The sequence below is a fragment of the Methanoculleus sp. UBA208 genome, assembly GCF_002498065.1.
Taxonomy (GTDB): Archaea; Halobacteriota; Methanomicrobia; order Methanomicrobiales; family Methanoculleaceae; genus Methanoculleus.
In genome coordinates this window covers 1-20,751 of record NZ_DAFZ01000045.1, presented here as the reverse complement: position 1 = coordinate 20,751, position 20,751 = coordinate 1, and the positions used below count along the sequence as shown (strand labels likewise).

Annotated in this window: 24 protein-coding genes; 4 read left to right on the top strand and 20 right to left on the bottom strand. The window is 64.2% G+C overall.

The annotated features are described in order from the left end of the window. The 8 genes from BRA62_RS04315 to cbiT all read right to left on the bottom strand — a co-directional run. Positions 1 to 250 (bottom strand): SAM-dependent methyltransferase (locus BRA62_RS04315; RefSeq protein WP_292365083.1); only part of this gene is annotated, 250 nt, incomplete at its 3' end. Then, positions 247 to 1,260: a cobalt-precorrin-5B (C(1))-methyltransferase gene (locus tag BRA62_RS04310; protein WP_292365082.1), complete on the bottom strand. Its 1,014-nt coding sequence runs from the start codon at positions 1,258 to 1,260 to the stop codon at positions 247 to 249. The genes BRA62_RS04315 and BRA62_RS04310, both read right to left, overlap by 4 nt. Continuing rightward, the gene (locus BRA62_RS04305) at positions 1,241 to 1,921 is read right to left on the bottom strand and encodes a precorrin-8X methylmutase (RefSeq protein ID WP_292365080.1); all 681 of its coding nucleotides are present in this window, start codon (positions 1,919 to 1,921) and stop codon (positions 1,241 to 1,243) included. The genes BRA62_RS04310 and BRA62_RS04305 overlap by 20 nt, the downstream gene beginning before the upstream one ends. After that, entirely contained in the window at positions 1,869 to 2,663 is a 795-nt protein-coding gene (gene cobJ, locus BRA62_RS04300) for a precorrin-3B C(17)-methyltransferase (protein ID WP_292365079.1), read from the bottom strand. Before cobJ ends, BRA62_RS04305 begins: the two co-directional genes overlap by 53 nt. Continuing rightward, positions 2,632 to 3,504 carry a cobalt-precorrin 5A hydrolase gene (gene cbiG, locus BRA62_RS04295; RefSeq protein WP_292365077.1) on the bottom strand — a complete coding sequence of 291 codons (873 nt, stop codon included), beginning with the start codon at positions 3,502 to 3,504 and terminating at the stop codon, positions 2,632 to 2,634. The genes cobJ and cbiG overlap by 32 nt, the downstream gene beginning before the upstream one ends. Further along, positions 3,501 to 4,217, bottom strand: a complete 717-nt coding sequence (locus BRA62_RS04290) for a cobalt-precorrin-4/precorrin-4 C(11)-methyltransferase (protein ID WP_292365076.1) — start codon at positions 4,215 to 4,217, stop codon at positions 3,501 to 3,503. Before BRA62_RS04290 ends, cbiG begins: the two co-directional genes overlap by 4 nt. Then, positions 4,210 to 4,827, bottom strand: a complete 618-nt coding sequence (locus BRA62_RS04285) for a cobalt-factor II C(20)-methyltransferase (protein ID WP_292365075.1) — start codon at positions 4,825 to 4,827, stop codon at positions 4,210 to 4,212. Before BRA62_RS04285 ends, BRA62_RS04290 begins: the two co-directional genes overlap by 8 nt. Then, complete coding sequence (cbiT, locus tag BRA62_RS04280) at positions 4,818 to 5,348, bottom strand: precorrin-6Y C5,15-methyltransferase (decarboxylating) subunit CbiT (protein WP_292365074.1); 531 nt, start codon at positions 5,346 to 5,348, stop codon at positions 4,818 to 4,820. Before cbiT ends, BRA62_RS04285 begins: the two co-directional genes overlap by 10 nt. Before the next feature lie 188 nt (positions 5,349 to 5,536). Between cbiT and BRA62_RS04275 the strand changes: the two genes are divergently transcribed. Together BRA62_RS04275 and BRA62_RS04270 are read left to right on the top strand one after the other, a co-directional pair. Next, on the top strand, positions 5,537 to 5,713 hold the full coding sequence (locus tag BRA62_RS04275; RefSeq protein ID WP_048104707.1) for a 4Fe-4S binding protein: 177 nt from the start codon (positions 5,537 to 5,539) through the stop codon (positions 5,711 to 5,713). Further along, a complete protein-coding gene (locus BRA62_RS04270; RefSeq protein WP_292365073.1) occupies positions 5,703 to 6,899 on the top strand; it encodes an NAD(P)/FAD-dependent oxidoreductase in 1,197 nt (398 codons plus the stop codon). The genes BRA62_RS04275 and BRA62_RS04270 overlap by 11 nt, the downstream gene beginning before the upstream one ends. Here the strand turns inward: BRA62_RS04270 and BRA62_RS04265 are convergent. Further along, positions 6,891 to 7,556 (bottom strand): potassium channel family protein, encoded by a 666-nt coding sequence (locus BRA62_RS04265; RefSeq protein WP_292365071.1) that lies wholly within the window; start codon positions 7,554 to 7,556, stop codon positions 6,891 to 6,893. The two genes, BRA62_RS04270 and BRA62_RS04265, sit on opposite strands and share 9 nt — an antisense overlap. A gap of 53 nt (positions 7,557 to 7,609) precedes the next feature. Here BRA62_RS04265 and rnhB point away from each other — a divergent pair, with 53 nt between their 5' ends. After that, positions 7,610 to 8,239, top strand: coding sequence for a ribonuclease HII (rnhB, locus tag BRA62_RS04260; RefSeq protein WP_292365069.1), 630 nt, complete (start codon positions 7,610 to 7,612; stop codon positions 8,237 to 8,239). Positions 8,240 to 8,279: 40 nt separating this feature from the next. After that, positions 8,280 to 9,611, top strand: coding sequence for a site-2 protease family protein (locus tag BRA62_RS04255; RefSeq protein WP_292365068.1), 1,332 nt, complete (start codon positions 8,280 to 8,282; stop codon positions 9,609 to 9,611). Positions 9,612 to 9,702: 91 nt separating this feature from the next. Here the strand turns inward: BRA62_RS04255 and BRA62_RS04250 are convergent, their stop codons facing one another. The 11 genes from BRA62_RS04250 to BRA62_RS04200 form a co-directional block, all read right to left on the bottom strand. After that, positions 9,703 to 10,470: a PaeR7I family type II restriction endonuclease gene (locus BRA62_RS04250; RefSeq protein WP_292365067.1), complete on the bottom strand. Its 768-nt coding sequence runs from the start codon at positions 10,468 to 10,470 to the stop codon at positions 9,703 to 9,705. Between the two features lie 13 nt (positions 10,471 to 10,483). Beyond that, positions 10,484 to 11,500, bottom strand: coding sequence for a DNA-methyltransferase (locus tag BRA62_RS04245; protein ID WP_292365066.1), 1,017 nt, complete (start codon positions 11,498 to 11,500; stop codon positions 10,484 to 10,486). Positions 11,501 to 11,742: 242 nt separating this feature from the next. Beyond that, on the bottom strand, positions 11,743 to 12,984 hold the full coding sequence (locus tag BRA62_RS04240) for an ABC transporter substrate-binding protein (protein ID WP_292365065.1): 1,242 nt from the start codon (positions 12,982 to 12,984) through the stop codon (positions 11,743 to 11,745). 218 nt (positions 12,985 to 13,202) lie between these two features. Beyond that, on the bottom strand, positions 13,203 to 14,285 hold the full coding sequence (locus BRA62_RS04235) for an SPFH domain-containing protein (RefSeq protein ID WP_292365063.1): 1,083 nt from the start codon (positions 14,283 to 14,285) through the stop codon (positions 13,203 to 13,205). 1 nt (position 14,286) lies between these two features. Next, positions 14,287 to 14,745 carry an NfeD family protein gene (locus BRA62_RS04230; RefSeq protein WP_292365062.1) on the bottom strand — a complete coding sequence of 153 codons (459 nt, stop codon included), beginning with the start codon at positions 14,743 to 14,745 and terminating at the stop codon, positions 14,287 to 14,289. A gap of 50 nt (positions 14,746 to 14,795) precedes the next feature. Further along, entirely contained in the window at positions 14,796 to 15,407 is a 612-nt protein-coding gene (locus BRA62_RS04225; protein WP_292365061.1) for a hypothetical protein, read from the bottom strand. Between the two features lie 32 nt (positions 15,408 to 15,439). Next, positions 15,440 to 16,414, bottom strand: a complete 975-nt coding sequence (locus BRA62_RS04220) for a phosphatase PAP2 family protein (RefSeq protein ID WP_292365060.1) — start codon at positions 16,412 to 16,414, stop codon at positions 15,440 to 15,442. Positions 16,415 to 16,534: 120 nt separating this feature from the next. Next, positions 16,535 to 17,704 (bottom strand): hypothetical protein, encoded by a 1,170-nt coding sequence (locus tag BRA62_RS04215; protein ID WP_331519366.1) that lies wholly within the window; start codon positions 17,702 to 17,704, stop codon positions 16,535 to 16,537. Between the two features lie 265 nt (positions 17,705 to 17,969). Continuing rightward, positions 17,970 to 18,224 carry a DUF3303 domain-containing protein gene (locus tag BRA62_RS04210; RefSeq protein WP_292365104.1) on the bottom strand — a complete coding sequence of 85 codons (255 nt, stop codon included), beginning with the start codon at positions 18,222 to 18,224 and terminating at the stop codon, positions 17,970 to 17,972. Between the two features lie 94 nt (positions 18,225 to 18,318). Beyond that, positions 18,319 to 19,512, bottom strand: a complete 1,194-nt coding sequence (locus tag BRA62_RS04205) for an ABC transporter permease (protein WP_292365057.1) — start codon at positions 19,510 to 19,512, stop codon at positions 18,319 to 18,321. Between the two features lie 14 nt (positions 19,513 to 19,526). Further along, the coding region (locus tag BRA62_RS04200; RefSeq protein WP_349680538.1) for an ABC transporter permease at positions 19,527 to 20,751 on the bottom strand (1,225 nt) is incomplete at its 5' end.

Here is a 20,751-nt window from a genome sequence, read left to right as displayed (position 1 = left end):
CCACCTCGCCCGGGAGGTAGCCGAGCCCCGCAAGCATCGGGTCCCCGGTCGAAAGGACGACTGCATGGTCCGGGAGGGACCGGAGGCTCCGGTAATCCGCGATCTCGTGCACCTCGCACCCCGGCGGGATGGCGTCCCGTGCAAGCGCGATCGCCCGGGCCGAGCCGTAGACGAGCGATGCGCCCGCGATGACCCTCGCCGCCTCCGCGGTCAGCATTCCCGGGCCGCAGCCCACGCCGACGACTTTCATGACGACTCCCCGATGATCCGGCCGTCGCGATCGACGATCACGACCCGGACGCGGGGACAGCGCGCCCGAAATGCGCGAAGTTCCCGGCTGACCGTCTCCTCCCAGAGCGGGGTCGCCGAGAGCTCCTCCACCGTGGCGCACCCGGTCCCATCGAGGACATCCGGGTTCAGGAACTTCAGGATCAGGCCGGGCAGCCCGCAGATGACCGCATCGCCGTCGACCGCCCCAAGTGCCTCCTCGAGTTTGTTCCCGACGAGGATCGCCTCGTGCTCCGGGAAGAGGAGACGGGAGTAGCGCAGGCCGAGCCGGCCGGTCGTCAGCACGACCGCTCCGGGAGCCCGGGCGATACGGTCGAGCACCCCCTCCGTCACGTGATCGTCCCAGGGCTCCACGAACCCGGTCGTCCCGAGGACGGATATCCCCCCGCGCACCCCGACCCGGGGATTCAGCGTCTTCTGCGCCACCTCCGCACCCCGGGGGATCGTGAGGATGACCGTCGTCCCGGATAGATCCGCCTCCTCCACCGCCTCGTCGATCGACCGCCGTATGCAGTCGAGCGCCGGGGCGCTGATCGCGGGCGTTCCCCGCCGGTGGCGGGGAGTGTCGCGGGCGAAACTCCCGATACCCTCGCCGGGGACGAACTGGACTCCGCCCGAGAGGGAGGGAGCCGCCATCGCGACGAACTCAAGCCCACCCGTTACGTCGGCACTATAGTCCCCGGCATCCTTCCGGCAGGACGCCTGCCCACGGTAGCCGTCCACCGGGAGCCTGACCGCAATCCCGCAGGGGAGGGTGATGTCCACCTCCCGAACGGTGTCAAGGGCGAGCGAGAGGACCGCCGCCTTGCAGGCCGCGGCCGCCGTCGTCCCGGTCGAAAACCCCCGGCGGAGGACCGATCCCGACGCCGTCAGGACCGCGAGACCCCGCCGGACGTCTTCGAGGAGGGCCGGGGAGCGGCAGGCCGCCACCCACGCCCCGGGATACTCGAAGTCAGTAACCGGGTCCCGCATGGCCTGCACGCTCGGCACGAATCGTGATGATCTCGTTCATCGCCGCCACCGCGACCGGCGTCCCTCCCCGGGTGCCGGCGTTCGAGACCGACGGCACGTCGAGAGCACGGAGCGCCTCCTTCGACTCCGCGGCGTTCACGAACCCCACCGGGGTCCCGACGACCAGCGCCGGCCGGACTCCGGCCCGTATCATATCGCAGACGACCAGGAGCGCCGAAGGAGCGTTCCCGATGACCACGATCGCGCCCTCCAGCCGGTCGCACAGGGCGAGAAATCCCGCGGACGTCCGGGTGATCCCGCGCTCGCGGGCGATATCCTCGCCTAAGTCGAGGACGCAGACGACCTCGCTTGCATGCCCGCGTTTCAGGATGCCCGCCTGCACCATCCGGATATCGACGACGATCGGCGCCCGCCGCTCCAGTGCGGAGACCCCGGCTTCGACAGGGTCGCCGTAAAAGCGCATCAGATCGGCCATCGCGAAGTCGCCGACCGCGACCGAGCACCGCTGCCGGATCCGGTCCTCGGGGGTGGCGTTTCCCACCCGCTCCCGGGCCAGGTTCCGGCTCGTGCTCGCTATCGCGTAGGCCTCCGGCGTGACCGCCGCAAGGTCAGTATACGTATTTCCGGTGGTATCCCCGGGGCGTGATGATTCCTCTCGCACCAATCTCATCCCTCCAGATCCTCGTCTCTTCTCCGCCGACAAAGACGATCGAATGCATGTCCACGAAGGCGAAGTGGTCTTCGAACTCCCCAAGCGTCGTGATCAACCGCTCCTCCCCCTCCCGGTAGGCGTTTTTGATCACCCCGACCGGCGTAGTGTCCGGGAGGTGGCGGCGGGCGATAGCGACCGCCGCATCAAGGTTGTGCGGCCTCCCCCTCGAGCGGGGGTTGTAAAGGACGACCGGCACCCGCATCCGGAACGCGAGGTCGAGCCTCCGCTCGATCTCCTCCCAGGGCGTCAGGAGGTCCGAGAGGCTCATCGTGACGTAGTCGCCCGAGAGCGGCGAGCCGAGCCGTGCCGCCGCCGAGACCGCGGCCGTGATCCCGGGGACGACCTCGACCGCGACCGTCGCGCCCGACCGTTCGGCCACCTCGAGGACGATGCTCGCCATCCCGTAGACCCCGGCGTCGCCGCCGCTCACCATCGCGACGATGCGGTCCTCTGCAAGGGCAAGCGCGCGTGAAGCCCGGTCGACCTCTTTGCCCATGCTGCTCCGGACGACCTCTTTTCCGGCGAGCATCGGCATCACCAGGTCGAGGTAGAACCCGTTGCCGATGACGCAGTCGGCTTCGCCGAGGGCTTTTAGGGCCCGGGGCGTCATATGCAGCAGGTCGCCGGGACCGGTGCCGACGATGTACAGTCTTCCTCCGCTATCGTGCGATTGCAACGGTAACACTCCCATATGTCTGCTTGGCAAGAACCAGAACTTTGCGCTTCGCGATCGCGAACGCCGCGGGTTCCGCGACCCCGGCAAGCCCGATCAGGGAGGCCCGCGAGGGCGACGGGGTCTCCTGTGCGTTCAATGTTTCGTCGTCCAAGAATACGAGGTTGCCGCCGAGTTCCGCGACGGCATCAATGAGCCCCGCCTCTCCGCGCTTTTTTGCGGTCGTCGCGTAGACGAGCACCTCGTCGGGCGCAATCCCGGCAAGCCCGAGCGCCTTCCGGACGGCAGCCGTCACCCCGGCCACGTCGACGCCCTTGCGGCACCCGACGCCGACAACGTAATCGCCCTTCCGGACGAGGAGGGAGACACCCGGGCCCGCGACGACGATCCCGGGCCCGGAAACGGCATAGAGGGGCACGTCGGCGTCCAGCATCGCGGCGTTCACCGCCCTGGTGGAGTCGCGGTTCACGACATCGCAGCCTTTCTGGGCGGCGATCCCCTCGACCGATTCCCGACCCCGGGTCTCGGTCGCGGTTGTGATCACCGGTGTGACCCCGAGAGGGGCGAGTTGCCGGGCGAGGTCGTTTCCGCCGTGGTGCCCGCCGACGACCGGGACGGCGTAGCGGAGATCCGGGCCGACAACCACCACCGCCGGATCGCGCCACTTGTCGGTGAGGAGGGGCGCGATCCCCCGGACGGCGATCCCGGCCGACATCAGGGCGACGATCCGGCTGTAGCGGCTAAACGCCGCCCGGAACGCCTCCGGGCCGTAGGGAACGACGTCGGCGCCGACGGCATCCGCTATCCGGCGGGCGTCGGGGAGGAACCGCTCGAGCGCGATCACGACTGTCCCGGTCATGAGTAGAGGACCGACCTCCCGAACCCGGACGTTGCCCCCTCGACCGCCTTTCCGATGACGATCAGCGCCGTCCGCTCGATCCCGGCAGCCCGGGCCTTTTGTGCGATATCGGCCACCGTCCCTAAGACGACCTTCTGGTCGGGCCAGGATGCGTGGTAGACGACCGCCGCCGGGGTCTTAGGCGGGCACTCGACCCGGGCAAGGACCTCCTCCATCCGCTCGGTGCCGAGGAAGACCACCATCGTCTGCCCGAGCCGGGAGAACTCGGGGATCAGGTCCGATTCAAGCGTCGCGCCCGCCGGGCGGGTGACGATCAGGCTCTCGGAGACGTCGCGGAGGGTGAACTGGGTCTTGAGGGCCGCAGCGGCCGCAAAGAGCGACGAGACCCCGGGGACGATCTCGGCCTCGATCCCGCGCCGGTCAAGTTCCGCCATCTGCTCGACGATCGCCCCGTAGAGGGCCGGATCGCCGGAGTGGAGCCGGACGACGAGTCTGCCCGCCCGGACGTGCTCCTCGATGGCGCCCACAATCTCCGGAAGCGCCATCCCCCAGCTGTCGAGTCTCACGCCCGCGCCGGACTCCGCAACAAGCGCCGGGTTCACGAGCGAGCCCGCGTAGATGAGGACGTCCGCCCGCCGGAGGAGGTCCATCCCCCGGACGGTGATGAGGTCGGGAGCCCCGGGCCCCGCACCCACGATGTAGAACTTATGCATGCGGCCGCCTCGCAAAGAGGATCGAGAAGTAGTCGCTCTTCTCGGGGAGATCGTCCCCCCGGTAGACCCGCTGTTCCGGCATGAACATCCGCTCCACGAGGACGAACTCCGAGTAGCCCTCCTCCGAGAGGGAGGCCGCGAGCGCCGCAGGCCGCCGGACCTTCATGAAGATCCGGGACTCCGGCCCGTTCCCGTCCGAGACGAGGAAACCCCCGGCCACCGGGACGTTCGCCACCGAGGCGAACGCGGTGATGGAGCTGATCCCGGGCTCGGTCGCAAACGCGACTTCCGGGTAGCGGGCGGCGATCACCTCGCAGAGCCGGGAGAAGGTCGAGTAGAAGTTGGGGTCCCCGATGATCCCGAATACCGCAAGGCCGTCCATTGCGTGCGGTGCAATCCGGTCGGCGTTCTCTTCCAGGCACGTTCTGATGTAGGCCTCGTCGTTCGTCATCGGGAAGTTGAGGACGACGGCGTCGGGCCGGTACGGCCGCACCAGGTCGTAGGCGAGGTTTCCGGGGACAAAGACCGCCGCAGCTTCGGAAAGGAGCCTGACCGCCCGCAGGGTCAGGAGTTCCGGGTCGCCGGGCCCGAGCCCCACCCCTACGAGCATCCGGCACCCCCGACGACGATGTAGACGGGATTTATGGGTTTGAACATCACCCCGCCGGCGATCCCGGCAGACCGGGAGACCTGGATGTGAACGGCCTCCTGAAAGATCCCGAGGCGCTGCATGCTTGCTATCGCCGATTGAAGCGTCCCGATCATAACCGCGTTCACGACGATCCTTCCCCGCACCCGATCGGCGAGGAGGTCGAGGACCTCCGGCAGGCGGCCGGACCCCCCGACAAAGGCGGCGTCGAGCGGCCCCAGATCCGGGAGGAACTCCACCGCGTCGCCCTCGAAGAATTCGACGTTTTCAGCGCCGGCAGCGGCCGCCTCCTGCCGGGCACAGGCGATCGCCTCCGATCGCCGGTCGATCGCGTAGACCCGCTCAGCCGTCTTCGATATGGCGACGGCAACCTTCCCGGTCCCGCACCCGACATCGGCCACCCGGTCGCCAGGGCGGATGCCGAGTTTCGCGAGCGAGACGGCCATGACTTCGTCCTGCGTGGGTCCACCCTTCAGTCCCATAGCATCCCCATTAACCAGATAAATTTGTGCTAACTCCTATTAAATGGCGCAGTGAATCGTCTCGCCGCCCGGGCCGGGGCGGCACGGGACGGCGGGCCGCCAGTCACGCGTCCGGGCGAAGATTCCGGTGCAGCAACTCGCGCGAGGAGCATAAAGGTTTTTGCGACGACGGCGACATTATGAGTACAATGCTCAGGATAAACCGAGACAAGTGTGGATATTGCGGCACCTGCGTTGCAGTCTGTCCCGAGGACGCGCTCGAACTGATCGACGCCTACCTCAGCCTTGAGCGGGAGTGCATCGCCTGTGGGATCTGCGCGCGGGCGTGCCCGCTCGGAGCACTGGAGGTCGTCCATGAAGAATAACTACGATATTCTCGTCATCGGGGGCGGCCCCGCCGGCGCCCTTGCCGCGAAGACGGCGGCAAAAGCCGGAAACTCGGTCTGTCTCATCGAGAAGCGTCCCGCCATCGGCACGCCCGTCCGGTGTGCGGAGGGGATCGGCAAAGAACTCCTGAAAGAATATATCAAGCCCGACCCCCGCTGGATATCCGCCGACATCGAGAGTGCCCGGATCATCGCCCCGAACGGCACCGCCATCAGGCTCGACCAGGACAGAGCCGGAAGCGAGGTCGGCTACGTCCTTGACCGGAAGGTCTTTGACCGGGAACTCGTCTGGCAGGCGGCCGAGGCCGGGGCGGACGTGATCGTCAAGACCCGGGCGACCGCGCCGATCATGGAGAACGGGGCGGTCCGGGGCGCGAAGGTGCTTTCGGCCGGGACGCCGGCCGATATCCGTGCCGAGGTGGTCATCGCCGCCGACGGCACGGAGGCGCAGTTCGCCCGCCGGGCCGGGCTCGACACCACCGTCCCCCTCCGGGAGATGATGAGCTGCGCACAGTACCTGATGGCCGACATCGATATCGACGCAGGCTCGACGGACTTCTACCTGGGCAATGAGATCGCACCCGAAGGCTACCTCTGGGTCTTCCCCAAGGGCGACCGGACGGCAAACGTCGGGATCGGCATCACGGGCAGGAAGAGCCGCGACGGGTCCCGGGCGAAAGACTACCTGGACCGGTTTGTCGCAAAGAGCTTCCCCGATGGAAAGACGATCGAGGCGATCGCGGGCGGGGTTCCTGTCTGCCGGCCGCTCGCCTGCACGGTCGGCGACGGCCTTCTCGTCGCCGGCGACGCGGCGAGGGTCGTCGACCCCATCACCGGCGGCGGGATCGGGAACGCCATGTATACCGGAAGGCTCGCCGCTCAGGTGGCTTCAAAGTGCATCGAGGCGGGCAACTGCTCAAAGGAGTCCCTGATGCCCTACGACACCGAATGGCGTGCATCCCGGATGGGCACGATCCTTGAGCGGAACTACAAGGTCAAAGAGTACTTCATCACCCTCGACGATACGAAACTCAACACCCTCGCGGACTCGATTGCAAGCATCAGCTTCAGTGAGTTCTCGGTCGCGGCGCTCATCAGGGAACTGATCAAGCGCAACCCGAAGATGCTTCTCGAGCTGAAAGCGCTCAAAGACACTCTAGCCTGACCGTATCAGCTGTTTGTTGAGTGTCTTTAGCGTCTCCGCTTCCGCTTCCTTTTTTGTAAAGACCGTGATGACGTCGCCGGGCCGGATATGGACGGTGCCGCTCGGGATGATGAGATCGCCCCCGGCACGCCGGATGGCGATGAAGACGAAGTCCCGGACCTCGAGATCCCGGATCTCGTGATCGACGATGGGCGCGCCCTCGTCGGCGACGATCTCGAAGATTGTGCCGCCGGGGATCGAGGCGACCTGCTGAAGGTTCGGGCTTTTTGCCCAGTAGTAAAGACGGGTCGCCACCAGCTCGTCGGGATTCTCGCTGATCCTCACCCCGACCTCGTTGAAGAGGTCGGAATGCTCTTTCTGGTTGACGATCGAGACGACGTTGCCGACGTTGTAGCGTTTCGCAAGCCAGCAGGTCATCAGGTTCACGGCGTCGTCGCTCGTGGTTGCGACCAGGGCGTCGGCCCGGTCGATCCCTGCGTCCTGCAGCACCGACTTGTCGGTCGCGTTCCCGGTGATGGCGAGAACGTCGTAGTGCTCCAGGATATCGCTCGCACGTTCCTCGTCCTGGTCGATCACCACCACGGAGTCGCCGGCGTTCACGGCGATCGCAGTCAGGTTCCGGCCGATTCCGCCCAGGCCGACGATGATCGTGTACATCCATCTGGTTTCAATCGTCAGGATTGAAATACCTTGCGAATAAACCAGAGGATGTGATCTGCGGGGTGGACGAAGCGGGGAAAGGCTCGGTGATCGGTCCGATGGTAGTCGCCGCAGTCGGGTGCCGGGCGACCGGGGACCTTGCGGCCATCCCCATCCGGGACTCGAAGGTTCTCCGCCCGAAGCAGCGCGAGAAACTCTACGATATCCTTTTGCGCGACTTCTCGATCGCCATCGTCACCATCGATGCCGCCGGGATCGACGATGCCCGGAGCAGGATGAGCATGAACGCGTGCGTGGCCGAACTCCACGCCGAGGCGCTCACGGGGCTCAGACCGGAGTCGGCCTACCTGGACGCCTGCGACGTGAACGCGGAGCGTTACGGTCGGACGGTCGCGGCCCACCTCGACTTCCCCTGCGAGATCGTCGCCGAGCACCGGGCGGACGCCCGGCACAAGATCGTCGGCGCGGCGAGCGTCGTCGCGAAGGTCACCCGGGATCGGGCGATCCGGGAGCTCGAGCAGCAGTATGGGAAGATCGGGAGCGGCTACCCCTCCGACCCGGCAACCATCGAGTTCCTCCGGGGCTACATCCGGGACTACGGGAACCCGCCGCCCTGCGCCCGCCGGAGCTGGAAGACGGTGACGAATCTCTACCAGACGACGATGCGCGATTTCTTATAACGCGGAAGATTTTATGCCTCCCGCGCGCCAACCGTGAGTGATGAGCTGGCTCCAGATACTCCTCCTTCTCGTCGCGGCATACCTCCTGATTGCCTACTATATCCGCGACCGGGGGCTGTTTCGCGATCACGTCATGTTCTTCGGCCCCATCCTCGCCATCAAGACCGATCGGGTCGGTTTCTTCGACTGGTTCCAAAAGTTCAGGACGCCGCTTCGGGCCTACGCGACGCTCGGGGTCGTCATGGTCGTCGTGGTCTCGGCCTTCATGACGCTCGCCCTGGTCCTTGCGGTCCCCCAGTATCTGGTGCATACCCCGGAACCGACCGGGATCCACGATCCGAGAAACATCCTCGCGATACCCGGGGTCAACCAGGCGATTCCGATCACCGCGGCCGTCATCATCGGCCTCCTCCTCACGATCGTCATCCACGAGTTCGGCCACGCGATCCTCGCCCGGGTCGAGGATATGCGGGTGCGGAGCATGGGCCTTCTCATCGCCGTCGTCCCGATAGGGGCGTTCGTCGAGCCCGACGAGGAAGACGTCGAAGCGGCGAAGGGAATGCCCAAAATCCGGATGTTCGGCGCCGGGATCACGAACAACATCGTCATGGGCCTCGCCTGCTTTGCGGCGATGTTCCTTCTTCTGGGGATGGCGACGCCCCTTGCCGTCCCGCTCGTCCAGGGGGTCTACCAGGACTACCCGGCGGCCGACGCGGGGCTCCCCGGCTACTCGATCATCACGGGCATCAACGGCATCCCGGTGGCGAGCCAGGATGAGGTCTCGGCGATCATGGACGGGACGCAGCCGGGGGAGACGGTCACGCTGACGGCCGAAAAAGACGGAGTCGAGAGCACGTACACGCTCACCCTGACCGAATGGCCGGAGACGCTCGACGGCGACCGGGACTCCGGGTTCATGGGAGTCTACTACTACAACGCCCCCGCGGTGAAGGAACACATAGGAAACGTCGCGGACCTCGGGCCGCTCGCGCCGCTCTACCTCACGATAGCCCCGATCGACGCCTTCATCCAGGGCAACACCCAGCAGCTCGCTATCCTGCTCACCGACACCCCCGAGCAGATAGCCTGGGAGGAGCCGTTCCCCTTCTTCTGGGGCACGGTCCACCTCTTCTTCTGGACCGCGTGGTTCAACCTGCTGGTCGGGATGTTCAACGCCATCCCGGTTGTCCCGCTCGACGGCGGCTACATGATGAAGGAAGGAGTGGAGCGGTTCTTCGAGCGGCGGGGCTGGTCCCGGTACGCGCAGCGGGTCGTCGCCTCGATCAGCGGGTTCGTCACGGAGATGCTGATCCTCCTCATCACGATGCCGTTGATCGTCGCTGCGATACGGTTCGTGCTGACGATGGGGTAGAAACCCCATCTTCGTGCGCTCGCCGATCGATTACTCCAGGTGCTGACGCGACCGCAACCGATCCGCTGACGGCAACGGGTCGGAGACAGCGTTACGAGATTTCGTAAAAGTTGCTCAGGTGGGAACACAGGGAGCGCAGGAACCGGTACCCCGATAAGATCTCGTCCGGCTCGAAATAGTTCCGTGGTTTCGCCCTATCCTCTTCCTTCGCAAGTAAGTAGCAGACCTCGGAATAGACTCTTTCCCGCACCAGCCTGAGACAGGTCTGTCGATAGCGTTCGATGTAAGAAGCGCCCTTAAACTCCGGGAATACCTCAAAGTGCGGCTCATTGTTCCTCACGCTCCTTCGAGACCCCTCGCAATCCTCAAGCAGCAACATATACCCTAACCAGGGAGAGGGGGATGTCCTGAACGCTCCCTCGCGGTAGGCTGTCCAGAGATCATATGCGCTTCCCAAAACTTCCTCGGTCCGGTTGTTGATGTTGTTCCCGAACGAAGGCCCCTTCTGGGATTTCAGTTCAAGGACGGCAACAAGTTCCCTCTTCCCGTCGGGATAGTGTTTGATGACGATAAGATCCCACTGCTTTTCAGCACGGAAGTATCCCGGAAGATCGAGCGATCTCTTCTGCGTGCAGATGTCGTCCTCAGGAACTCCGATATCCACGAGCAGACTTCGGATCAACGAGAAGAATCCATCCATATGCTTTCCGCCCGTCGCCTCCGAACGAAAGCCCTGATCTCTTACACCACGGTCATTCTGATCTTTCGCCTGAGATGCCCTCTTATCCCAGAAGTACCGCACCGCACTGGAAAAATAGTCCTCTTGGGAAAGTTTCCGGAGAATCCTCTCGCTTACCATGAATCTACCTCAATCAGAACAATCGGGACTGTTTTGCCTGACGAGTAAACCGTTCAACCTCCATGACAAAGTATTTTTCTTCAATCTCAACGCTGATACTGTTTCGACCCCACCGTGCTGCGGCGAGGGCAGTTGTCCCAGTACCACCGAATGGGTCGAGAACGGTGTCGCCCACGAAAGAGAACATCCGCACAAGCCTCTCGGCGAGTTCCTGGGGGTAGGGTGCAGGGTGCTCTTTTGTCGATGCCCCTTTGAGATCCCAGACCTGCCGGAACCATACCCTCTGGTTCTCCTCGGATATGACCGAGAGCAGCCGTGCCTCGATCGAGGGCTTCCGGTACCCGCCGGGCTTTCTCTGGAAGAGGATGTATTCGATATCGTTCTTGACGATCCCGTTGGGTTCGTAGGGTTTACCCAGGAACGACCCCGGCGAATCCGCCTCAAAGCAGGCGTTGGCGATCTTGTACCAGATGATCGGCGCCAGATTGTCAAAACCAATCTTCCGGCAGTGCTCCTGGATGCTCGCGTGGAGAGGCATGACAACATGGCGCCCGGCCTCCCGCCGGGGGAGGCAGACATCCCCGACAACGATGACCAGACGGCCCCCCGGAACGAGAACCCGGTAGATATGCCTCCAGACTCTGTCAAGTTCCTCTAAAAAGGTCTCGTAGTCCTCAATCTGCCCGAGTTGCTCGTCCTTCTCGGGATATTTTTTCAGAGTCCAGTAGGGGGGCGACGTCACGACCAGATGAACACTCTCATCGGGAAGAAATGCAAGATCACGGCTATCCGCATTTACGAAACGGTGGTTCGTCGGCAGGTTGCCGGAGATGGCCTCGATCTCTTTTATCAGTGAGAGATCCTTTGCTATCTTCGGGATGGCGCGCTGCCCATCAGTCCTGGCCACTTCAAAGATCTCGGCCGGCACGTAGTTCTCCAGCGGCTGATCCTGCCCGGTCTTATTGATAAAAAACACCCTCTCGGCAACAACGGGGAACGTTCCCGGCGGATGAAACGGTCTTGAACTCATGGCCACTGTTTCTATGATTAATATCCCTTATTACATAACCGCACCGGAGTTCCTCCCCGGCAATGCGGCGGGCACAACGTGAACAATATCACGCTCGCCCATGAAGCGGTTCCGTTGCCACGAGGGCAACTTCACATCTGCACTGTCATGTTTTCCGCTTCGACCATTAAAGTGCGCCGTGCGGAGGATGAAAATGAACAGGCATGATCCTAAAGAAAAGAACCGGGGCAGTGCCCCGGCACTCAGGCGCCGATCCATTCGAGTTCCGGGAGGGAGCCCGCGGACCAGATGCTGTACTGGACAATCGGCACCCACCGGCAGGCTTCGCCGTCGGCCTCCACCGTCCAGAAGGTGTAGTGCGCAGTCGACCGGTCGCCGGCACCGTTCAGTTTCACCGGCCCGAGCAGGGGTCCGCCGGATTCACTTGCAGTCCTCTCAAGCGCAGCCTTCAGCATGGCGGCGTCCCTGGTATCGGTCTGCGTCCGGGTCATGGCAACGACCCAGAGCGCGTCGTAGGTCGCGAGGCTGTAACCGTCGGGATGCCGCCCGAGGGGCTCCCGCATCTTCTGGATGACGGCCGTATTCGATGCAACATTGTCCTGATTCCAGAACGCCGGGGCGGTAAACTTCGTCTGCTCCGCAAAACGGGCGGACTCGCCTGTCGCCAGCGCATCGAGGAGGACGTTGCCGTCACACCCGTACCATCGGACCTTCGACAGATTCTCTGTCGCTGTAGCCGCCTCCATGATCGCCGCCGCCTCGTCGAGGCTGACCAGGTAGACAGCGACCCGGTCTTTGCCGTGCGCTGCAATCGCTTGAGCCACGCGGGCGTCAAGGTCCGCCGCCATACGGGCATAGTCCTCTTTGTCCGGAGCATACCGGATTCCGTCGAGGACTTCCCCGCCGCTCCTCGCAAACACCGCCGTCGTCAGCTTCTCCAGTTCGTCACCCCAGATATCGCCGCGCCATACCGGCACGATCGCCGCCACTCCCTGCTCCTTCAGGTAGTATGCCACGACGTCGGCCTGGTAGGTGTCCGGCGGCACAAACCGGTAGACATTATCGCCGGCAATTGCAAGAGACGGCGCCGTGCTCATGGTGCTGACGATCAGGATCCCGTGCTCATCAGCATACGTCCGGATCGCCTCAAGTTCGGTGCTGGTGCCGGGTCCGATAACAATCCTCGCCCCCTGTTTTTCAAGAGTCTGGAGTTTCGCGAGCGCGACGGCAGGATCGGCCTTTGTGTCCTCGATGATTATTCCGACACGGTGATCCGATCCGATCGAGACGAAGTAATCGTTGATGTCACCGGCGGCCACCTCGAGGGCGACCCGGCTCGCCTCCCCGCCCCCGGAGTAGTCTCCGGTGAGGGGCAGGAGAGCGCCGACGACGATCTCCTGAACCGCTCCGCCCTGCTCTGCAGGAGAAATCTGTGTACCGGTGCACCCGCAGGCGAAGACAACCGCTGCAAGAAGGATAATCATGAATACTGCTGAAACATTTCTCATAGGCTTTACTTTATGAGGCGAAGAATAACCATTTCGTTTTGAAGCGCAGAAGCACGGCAGATTAGACCCAAAAATAGCCTTTCAGGAAACATTTTTCCCCTTTGCATCGAAGACCGCTCACGCCGGGCGCGTGCCCGACCGACGCGGAGGATAGGGATGTGGTCGTGTCCAAAAACAGGCGGGAATTTGGGGCTTTACAGCCCTCCTTTCCCGATCAGGTCCCGCGACTTCTTCTGCATCTCCACGTCGATATCGGTCTCGATGCTCTTTACCGCCTCTTCCGCAGTCTTGACGACCTCTCTGCTCGGGATCTCCCCGAGGATATCCTCCGACGGCAGTTCGGCGCCTTCCGGAACCTCCGGGGCCTCGGCGGTGGCGCCGAGGTACTCCGCGGCCTGCTTGACGACGCTCGAGAGCTCGAACGGGAATATGATCTTCGTCGCCTGGCCCTCGGCCATCTGCTTCAAGGCGTCGAGCGAGAGGACCGTGATTGCCCGCTTATCAAGCGGCCGGGCGCCGACCGAGAGAATGCGCAGCCCCTGCGCCTCGCCCTGCGCCTGCAGGATCCTCGATAGCCGTTCGCCCTCGGCCCGCAGGATCTTGCTCTGCCGCTCGCCCTCGGCCTCTAGGATGATGCTCTGCCGGCTGCCTTCGGCCCGCAGGATCGCCGCCCGCTTCTCGCCGTCCGCCCGGAGGATCGCGGCACGCCGCTCACGCTCGGCCGCGGTCTGCTCGGTCATCGCCTGCTTGACCGCACCCACCGGGTCGACCTCCTTGATCTCCACCCGCTCGACCTTCACGCCCCAGGCATCGGTCTCCCGGTCCAGGATGTCACGGAGGCGGGCGTTGATGATGTCCCGGTTGTAGAGCACCTCGTCGAGCTCCATATCGCCGATGATCCCGCGCAGGCTCGTCTGCGCCAGCGCCACCGTCGCCGACCGGTAGTTCATCACCTCAAAGTAGGCTTTCTCGGGGTCGATCACCCGAACGTAGACGATCGCGTCGACGTTCGTCGGGGAGTTGTCCTTCGTGATCACCTCCTGCCGCGGGACGTCCATCACCTCTGTGCGGAGGTCAAGTTTCCTGACCACCGTGACCAGCGGAATCACCCACCGAAAGCCGGGGTTCAGCCTCCCGATGTACTGCCCCAGGCGTATCTGGAGCCCCTGTTCGTACGGCTGGACGATCACCACGCCACGGGCGAAGATGATGACGATAACAATAATAAGAAAGACCGTAATGAGACCGGTCCACGGAAATTCTCCAGTTAAAAGCATTTTATGTAACCTCCTTCACGACGACGTGCACCCCTTCGGAGCGAACGACGATAATCTTTCTCCCGGCCGGGATGCTCCCGGACTCGGAACGGGCGCTCCATTCCGTGCTCCCGAGCCGCACCTTTCCCACGAGCGTCTCCGCATCGACCGGAGCGACCACTGTCCCCTCGAGGCCGACGAGCGAGTCCCGGGAGAGGGTCGTCGGGGGGCCTCTCCCCGGGGTGAGGCGGCCGTAAAACCAGACAGTAACCGCGGCCGCTCCGATTGCGGCGAGAACCCCGACAATGAGGGCAAGGGGGGAGCTGAGGATGTCGACGCCGAGGAGGAGGAGGACGCCGAGGATGATCAGGACCGTCGCAGGGACGGCGATGAAGAACCCGGGCTCGTAAACCTCGACCAGGAGCAGCACCGCCCCGAGCACGATCAGCACCCAGCCGAGAGCGATCCCCTCTGCAAGCATGGGGAGTGAGTCGGCTTTCGGCTATAAAAGCATGCTGAGTGGACGCCACTTCACCCGAGATCCATCACCGGCGTTATCCGGGGCGGCACGGTCCGTTCGACCGTGAGCGGGACGCCGCCGGGCGGGGTGATGCAGACGCGGAACGTCTCACCGGGTACAAACGGCCGGGAGGGGTAGACGAGCAGGTCGAACCGTTCCCCGGGTTCGAGGAGGGTGTCGTCGTCCGCCTGCCGGAACGGGACGGTGTGCCCCGTCCGGACGATCGTCCAGTTCCCGGGCCGCACCGGCGCCTCTGCAGTCCTCGCGAGGCGTTCGGTCCCGTCCCGGGCGGCGATCTCGACCGTGGCGCGGCCCATATCGACGCTCCCCAGATCGCCGACGAAGAGGCGGACGCTGCAGGAAATCGACCCCATTCTTGAAGGATCGGGCCGGCCGCACCACAGATCGACGCCATCGACACTCCCGCACGCGAGTGCGTAGCCGTAGACGTCACCGGAGACGGCCAGGCAGTCCCCGGTCTCCTCGAGGGCCGAGTAGACGAGGCCTGCCGGGGGGCCGGGGGGAACGGCCAGGGCGTGGACCGCAAGCACGGCAAGCAGGACCGTCACGACGCCGAGGATCGCCCACTCGAGCACCGTGAGACCGCCGCCCGCCGAATCCATACAGGATCCTCGCCTGCCGGGGATATATACCCCTACGCTCCGCCCCGGAGCGTGTTTGCGCGGGCAAAGACCGCCGGAGCGCCGAACGAGACCCAGGCGCCGGCAACGGCGGCCCGGAGATACTGGAGGACGTATGCGGCCGCAGCGGGATCGGACGGGACGAGGAACCCGAGCCCGTACCAGATCGCCCCGGTCACGGCAATCCCGAAGATGTAGCGGAGCAGGCGGACGGACCCCCTCCTGGCGGCGCACATGCTGCCACGGTGACGCTCTGCCGCCGCCCCGGCCGCGAACCCGAAGAAGAGCCCCGATGCCGTGACGGCGTCCCGGAGGAAGAGCGGGTGGATGGGCTCCCCGGACCGCTCGAGCGCCCCCGCCGCCCAGGACGCGGGAACCTGCCAGTCCCCGAGTGCCGCGAGGGCGGCAAAGGAGGCCAGCGCCAGGGCGAGGGAACCTGCGAACGCGACGAACGCCTGCCCCGAGAGCGGGAGGGCGGCGACCCGGCGGCCCACCGGCTTCTCGAGAGCGAGGAACCCGAGGAGGACGACGACGCCGACCGCCCAGCCCGCGACGACATCGGTCGGGAAGTGGACCCCGAGAACGACCCTCGATCCGCCGATGAGAAAGGCCGTCACGACCGCGAAGACCCAGATCCACCCGCGCCGGGCGTCGACGGCGAGCAGCCCCCAGAGCGCCACCGCCCCCTGGGCGTGCGCCGACGGCAGCCCGAACGACGGGTAATTCCCGAGCGCCCTGACCTCCGGGCTGACCCAGTAGGGTCGGGGGAGATGGAACGCGACTTTGAGGGCCTCGTTGAGCCCGCCCGAGATCCCCATGAGGAGACCGAGACGGAGCCCGAGGCGCGGGTCCCAGCACCAGTAGAGGATCGGGATGACGAGCAGGTAGAATTCCGGCTGCCCGAGGAACGAGAAGAACTGCATCGGAACCGCGAGCCACGCGGCCTGTGTCTGGAGCGCCTGGATGAATGCGATCTGGGGATCGGTCATACCCTCCACCCGGGATCAACGTTCGCGAGCAGCCGGGGCATCGCCTCCGCCATCAGGTCCATCCCGGATCACCGCACCCCGGTATCATGAGCCCTCATGGGAGGAGGACGCATAGGTACTTTATGGTTTTGCGGCCGTGCCGGTTTCGGGAACATGGACCGCGGGGAATGCGTCGAGGAGTTCCCGCGTCAGTTCGGCCCCGATCGACGGCTGGACGGACTCGAGCCAGAGGAAGAACCCGGCCATGTGGGGGGTCCGCCGGCTCTCGAACTTGAACCCGCCTGTCTTGCTCGGCACCATCTTGAGATACTCCTTCTTGTTGCGTGTCCGCAGGTAGATGATCGGCCGGTACTCCGGGATGTTCACGGCGAGGATGACCTTCGAGAACTGCTTCTGGATCGTATCCGGGTCGTAGGTCTTCCCTTTGATGCGGATGGGGTACCGGGCATCGAGCATCCGGAGGGCGGAGGGGTAGAGTCCCCCGAAGAGGACCTTCTTCACGATCGGCGGGATCTCGTCAGGGGTGCCGAGTTCCCCGACGCCTTTCTTCGAGGTGACGGCGGCGATGATGCTCTGCAGCCGCTCGTCGTGGAGTTTCTTGTAGTCGAACGGCCGCCGCGGAGGGATATCGGCTATCGAGACCAGTTTCTTGTGCCGGATCTGGCGGGCAGGGCTCCGCTTCAGGTCCCGGGGGCGGATCAGGGCTTTCAGGTCCTCGCAGGTGGGAGTGGTGAGGAGGGCGTTGTCGGGTTCCTTGAGGAGGCGGCGAACGACGGCAGTCCGCGATATGTCGACCGAGGAGATGAGGAGGAACGGCACGGTCGGCTGCCCGTAGAGATAGCCGAAGAGCTGTTTCTTGTACCGAATCTCCGCCTCGAACTCTTTTAAGTCGGCAGGAGAGGTGATGATCTCCCCGAACGTCAGCGCCCCGGTGTGGTCGACAAGCATCATGTCGACTTCCGCGAGGTCCTGTCCGTTTCCCCGGACCTTGATATCCCCGATGTTCGAGTAGAAGAGCCCGTTCTGACCGAGTTGCGCGCGCCGGACCTTCGCCGGCCCGTCGGCACCCCGGGCCACGACGGAGAGGATGAGGTCGGTCTTAAGCGAGAGGTCGAGGATCATCTCGTAGACGATCGCCTCAAACCACCGCCCTTCGGCGGTCCGCATCTCGGGGATATCCTCCGAGAAGAGTTTTTTTCGATCTGCGGGGCGCAGGTGGCGCAGCGCTCTCATGATGATCGCCCGCGTCGGCTGGAGCGAACTGAAGTTTTTGTCGAGCCACGTAATCATTTGCAACATTCGTTCCACGCAACTTGGGTATTGCTATCGTATTGGGGACCGGATGGGGGCCGGAGCACTTCCTGACAGGGAAGTCTATCATCCTATAAGTGCTCATAGAGTTTCCGGTCTCCTGCACTATGAAATTACGCATGTCTTCATCACCACAGAAGGCATCGCCGCGGCCACCCTTGCGGCGGACCCCGGTGGGGAACGGCTGCGCTCGATCTGCCGGGCAGGAAAAGAGTGGGGTGCCGGTGCCGCGCAGCGCCCTCGATCAGACTGTCTTGATCGCCTCTTCGAGCGGCATTGCCGGTGCGACGTGGGCAACCCCGTACGAACTGAACGGCGCGGTGATCTTTAAGATGGAGCGCTCGTCCGACGCTTCAAAGACGGCAACCGACATATGCCTCCCGATGAGGAGGTAGCGGCTATGGACTTTCACATCGGTGGGGAACTGGAAGTGTTTCCATAATTCCAGGACCTGATGGGCGTGCTCCGGTTCGAACTGGTACCACAGGACAAACAACATCGTCTTCACCGGCTTTCCCATGTCGTCCCGGGTATAAAAATCCTGCACCGGGAGGCGATCTTCCCGCCCCCTGACCGCATCCGGTAAAAACCCGTCACTCGTAGCGGAGCGCTTCGATGGGGTTCAACTGCGCCGCCTTCCACGCGGGATAGAACCCGGCGACGATGCTGGTTGCCGTCCCGAACGCCATCGCAAAGGCGACGTAGCCGATCACCACGGAAACGGGGATCCCGGCCCCTCCCGACATGGCGAAGTCGGTGAAGAACTCCGCTACCGAGGCGCTGACGTAGTGGCCGACCGCTGTGCTGACAAGCCCGCCGACGAGGCTGCCTGCGATCCCGAGGATCAGGCTCTCGTAGAGGAACATGAAGAGCACCTCCCTCCTTCGCGCCCCGATGCTCCGCATCAGCCCGATCTCCCCCGTCCGCTCCGTGACCGATATGATCATGACGTTTAAGATGCTCACGCTCGCGACGAGAAGCGATACCGCGCCTATGCCGAGGAGGAAGATGTTGATGGCGTCGGTTGTCTCGTAGTAGATCTCCAGGATCTCGCGCGAGTCCAGTATGTCCACGACCTCCTTTCTGCGGTTGATCTGCTGGTCGATGGCGGCTTTCACACTCTCGATCTCCGAGAGATCGCTGACCTTCACGACGACCCGGCTGTAATCCTGGTCCCCGTGCCGCTCCGTGTACCAGTCTTCCGTGACGATGAGGGCATAGTCGGGGTTGATATCGATGCCCATTCCCCGTTCCGCCGCGATCCCCACGACCCGGACGCTCTCGCCCCCTACCTCGATGCGGCTGCCGGGGTGCAGGTCGAGTTCGTCGGCAAGGAGCGAGCCCACCATCACCCCCGACGACCTTCCCTGCGGGTAGATCCCGGCCTCCTCCTCCAGCAGGAAGGGGATGTCGGCCGCCGGCATGGCATAGATCGTGACGTAGCCGCTCGTATCCCGCACATGCAGCCGATCCGACGCAAGGATCATGGGGATGACGCGGTGCTCTCCCGCAGCCTTCTCTATCAGCCCCAGGTTTCTCTCGGAGATGCGTGCGGCAAGGGTGTTCCGGGGGTCGAACGGGTCGCCGCTCGATGCCGCGAGATGCGGGGTGACGAGCACGGTGTCGCTCACGTCGGAGACCAGCCCCCCCATGAGCACCGAGAGGCTGCTCCCCACGATGCCGAGGGAGGCGATGGCTATCACACCGATGATGATGCCGACCGTTGCGAGGACCGAGCGGACTTTGTGCCGTTTGAGGTTCCGTACCGCGAGATCAAAGAATATCATGCCCGTCACACCTCTCATTTCTGCCGCATCGCATCGACCGGAGCCAGTTGCGAGGCAATCCATGCCGGGTAGAACCCGGCGGCGATGCTGGTTGCGATGCCGAACGCCATCCCGAAGATGATGTACCCGACCGCGCTCTGGTCGAAGACCGTGAAGTTCTCGCCGAAGGTCGTCCCGGCCGTGAAGACCTCGACCGCGGCGAGGCTGATCAGGTAGCCGAAGGCGGTGCTCGCGATGCCGCCGATGATGCTTCCGATGAGCCCGAGGATCATCGCCTCGTAGAGGAACATCCGGAGAACCTCCCGCCGAAGCGCCCCGAGGCTCCTCATGACGCCGATCTCCCGGATGCGCTCGGTCACCGAGATGTACATGACGTTGAGGATGTTGACGGCGGCGACAATGAGGGAAATCCCCCCAATCCCGACAAGAAACGCCGTGATCTGCTGATAGATCTCCTCGTACTGCCTGAGCATATCGCGCGAGTCGAATATGTCCACGATATCCTCGCGCCGGTTGATCCGGTTCTCGATCGCATCCTTCACCGCGTCGATCTGCTCCACATCGCCGACCCGGACGATGACCATCGGGTAGGCGTCGTCGGTCCCGAAGTGGCTCTCGTACCAGCCTTCGGGCACGACAATCGCGTAGTCGGGGTTGATATCAGCGGCAAACCCGCGTTCTGCAAGCACGCCGGCCACCCGGATGCTCTCGTTCCCGATCATAATCTTCGAGCCCGGGGCTATGTCGTACTCCGCGGCAAGGTAGGTCCCGACGAGCGCGCCCGGCTGGTTCTGCCGGGGGTACTGCCCCTCCGCGAGGTCGAGCAGGATGGGGATATCGTCCGATGCAAGCCCGATGATCTGGGTATACCCGCTCTCGCCGCGGCCGAACTCCACCTCGTCGGCTCCCTGAAGCACCGGGATCGTGCGGTGCGGGTTTGCCGCCCGCCGGATCTCCTCGACCTCGCGGGCGGGGATGGCGGCGTCCACCGCCGTCCGCGGGTCCCCGGCAAACGTCCCGCCGATCGCGGTGTGCGGCGTGATCACGATGGTGTCGCCGACGTCGGTGATGATGTTCGCGACAAGGAGGTTGATGCTGTTGCCCATGATGCCGAGCGATGCGATCGCGACGACGCCGATAATGATCCCGATGATCGAGAGCGCCGAGCGTATCCAGTGCCTCCGGAGATTCCTGACCGCGAACGAGAAGAACACTACACCACCCTCCCGTCGACGAGTC

Coding starts and splice junctions, on each gene's coding strand:
- BRA62_RS04220 (WP_292365060.1), bottom strand. CDS start 16,414: ATGACCGATCCCCAGATCGCATTCATCCAGGCGCTCCAGACACAGGCC.
- BRA62_RS04245 (WP_292365066.1), bottom strand. CDS start 11,500: ATGAGTTCAAGACCGTTTCATCCGCCGGGAACGTTCCCCGTTGTTGCC.
- BRA62_RS04235 (WP_292365063.1), bottom strand. CDS start 14,285: ATGCTTTTAACTGGAGAATTTCCGTGGACCGGTCTCATTACGGTCTTT.
- cbiG (WP_292365077.1), bottom strand. CDS start 3,504: ATGACCGGGACAGTCGTGATCGCGCTCGAGCGGTTCCTCCCCGACGCC.
- BRA62_RS04215 (WP_331519366.1), bottom strand. CDS start 17,704: ATGATTACGTGGCTCGACAAAAACTTCAGTTCGCTCCAGCCGACGCGG.
- BRA62_RS04240 (WP_292365065.1), bottom strand. CDS start 12,984: ATGATTATCCTTCTTGCAGCGGTTGTCTTCGCCTGCGGGTGCACCGGT.
- BRA62_RS04270 (WP_292365073.1), top strand. CDS start 5,703: ATGAAGAATAACTACGATATTCTCGTCATCGGGGGCGGCCCCGCCGGC.
- BRA62_RS04230 (WP_292365062.1), bottom strand. CDS start 14,745: ATGCTTGCAGAGGGGATCGCTCTCGGCTGGGTGCTGATCGTGCTCGGG.
- BRA62_RS04205 (WP_292365057.1), bottom strand. CDS start 19,512: ATGATATTCTTTGATCTCGCGGTACGGAACCTCAAACGGCACAAAGTC.
- BRA62_RS04210 (WP_292365104.1), bottom strand. CDS start 18,224: ATGTTGTTTGTCCTGTGGTACCAGTTCGAACCGGAGCACGCCCATCAG.
- BRA62_RS04275 (WP_048104707.1), top strand. CDS start 5,537: ATGCTCAGGATAAACCGAGACAAGTGTGGATATTGCGGCACCTGCGTT.
- BRA62_RS04225 (WP_292365061.1), bottom strand. CDS start 15,407: ATGGATTCGGCGGGCGGCGGTCTCACGGTGCTCGAGTGGGCGATCCTC.
- cobJ (WP_292365079.1), bottom strand. CDS start 2,663: ATGGGAGTGTTACCGTTGCAATCGCACGATAGCGGAGGAAGACTGTAC.
- BRA62_RS04265 (WP_292365071.1), bottom strand. CDS start 7,556: ATGTACACGATCATCGTCGGCCTGGGCGGAATCGGCCGGAACCTGACT.
- cbiT (WP_292365074.1), bottom strand. CDS start 5,348: ATGGGACTGAAGGGTGGACCCACGCAGGACGAAGTCATGGCCGTCTCG.
- BRA62_RS04250 (WP_292365067.1), bottom strand. CDS start 10,470: ATGGTAAGCGAGAGGATTCTCCGGAAACTTTCCCAAGAGGACTATTTT.
- BRA62_RS04290 (WP_292365076.1), bottom strand. CDS start 4,217: ATGCATAAGTTCTACATCGTGGGTGCGGGGCCCGGGGCTCCCGACCTC.
- BRA62_RS04310 (WP_292365082.1), bottom strand. CDS start 1,260: ATGCGGGACCCGGTTACTGACTTCGAGTATCCCGGGGCGTGGGTGGCG.
- BRA62_RS04255 (WP_292365068.1), top strand. CDS start 8,280: ATGAGCTGGCTCCAGATACTCCTCCTTCTCGTCGCGGCATACCTCCTG.
- BRA62_RS04285 (WP_292365075.1), bottom strand. CDS start 4,827: ATGCTCGTAGGGGTGGGGCTCGGGCCCGGCGACCCGGAACTCCTGACC.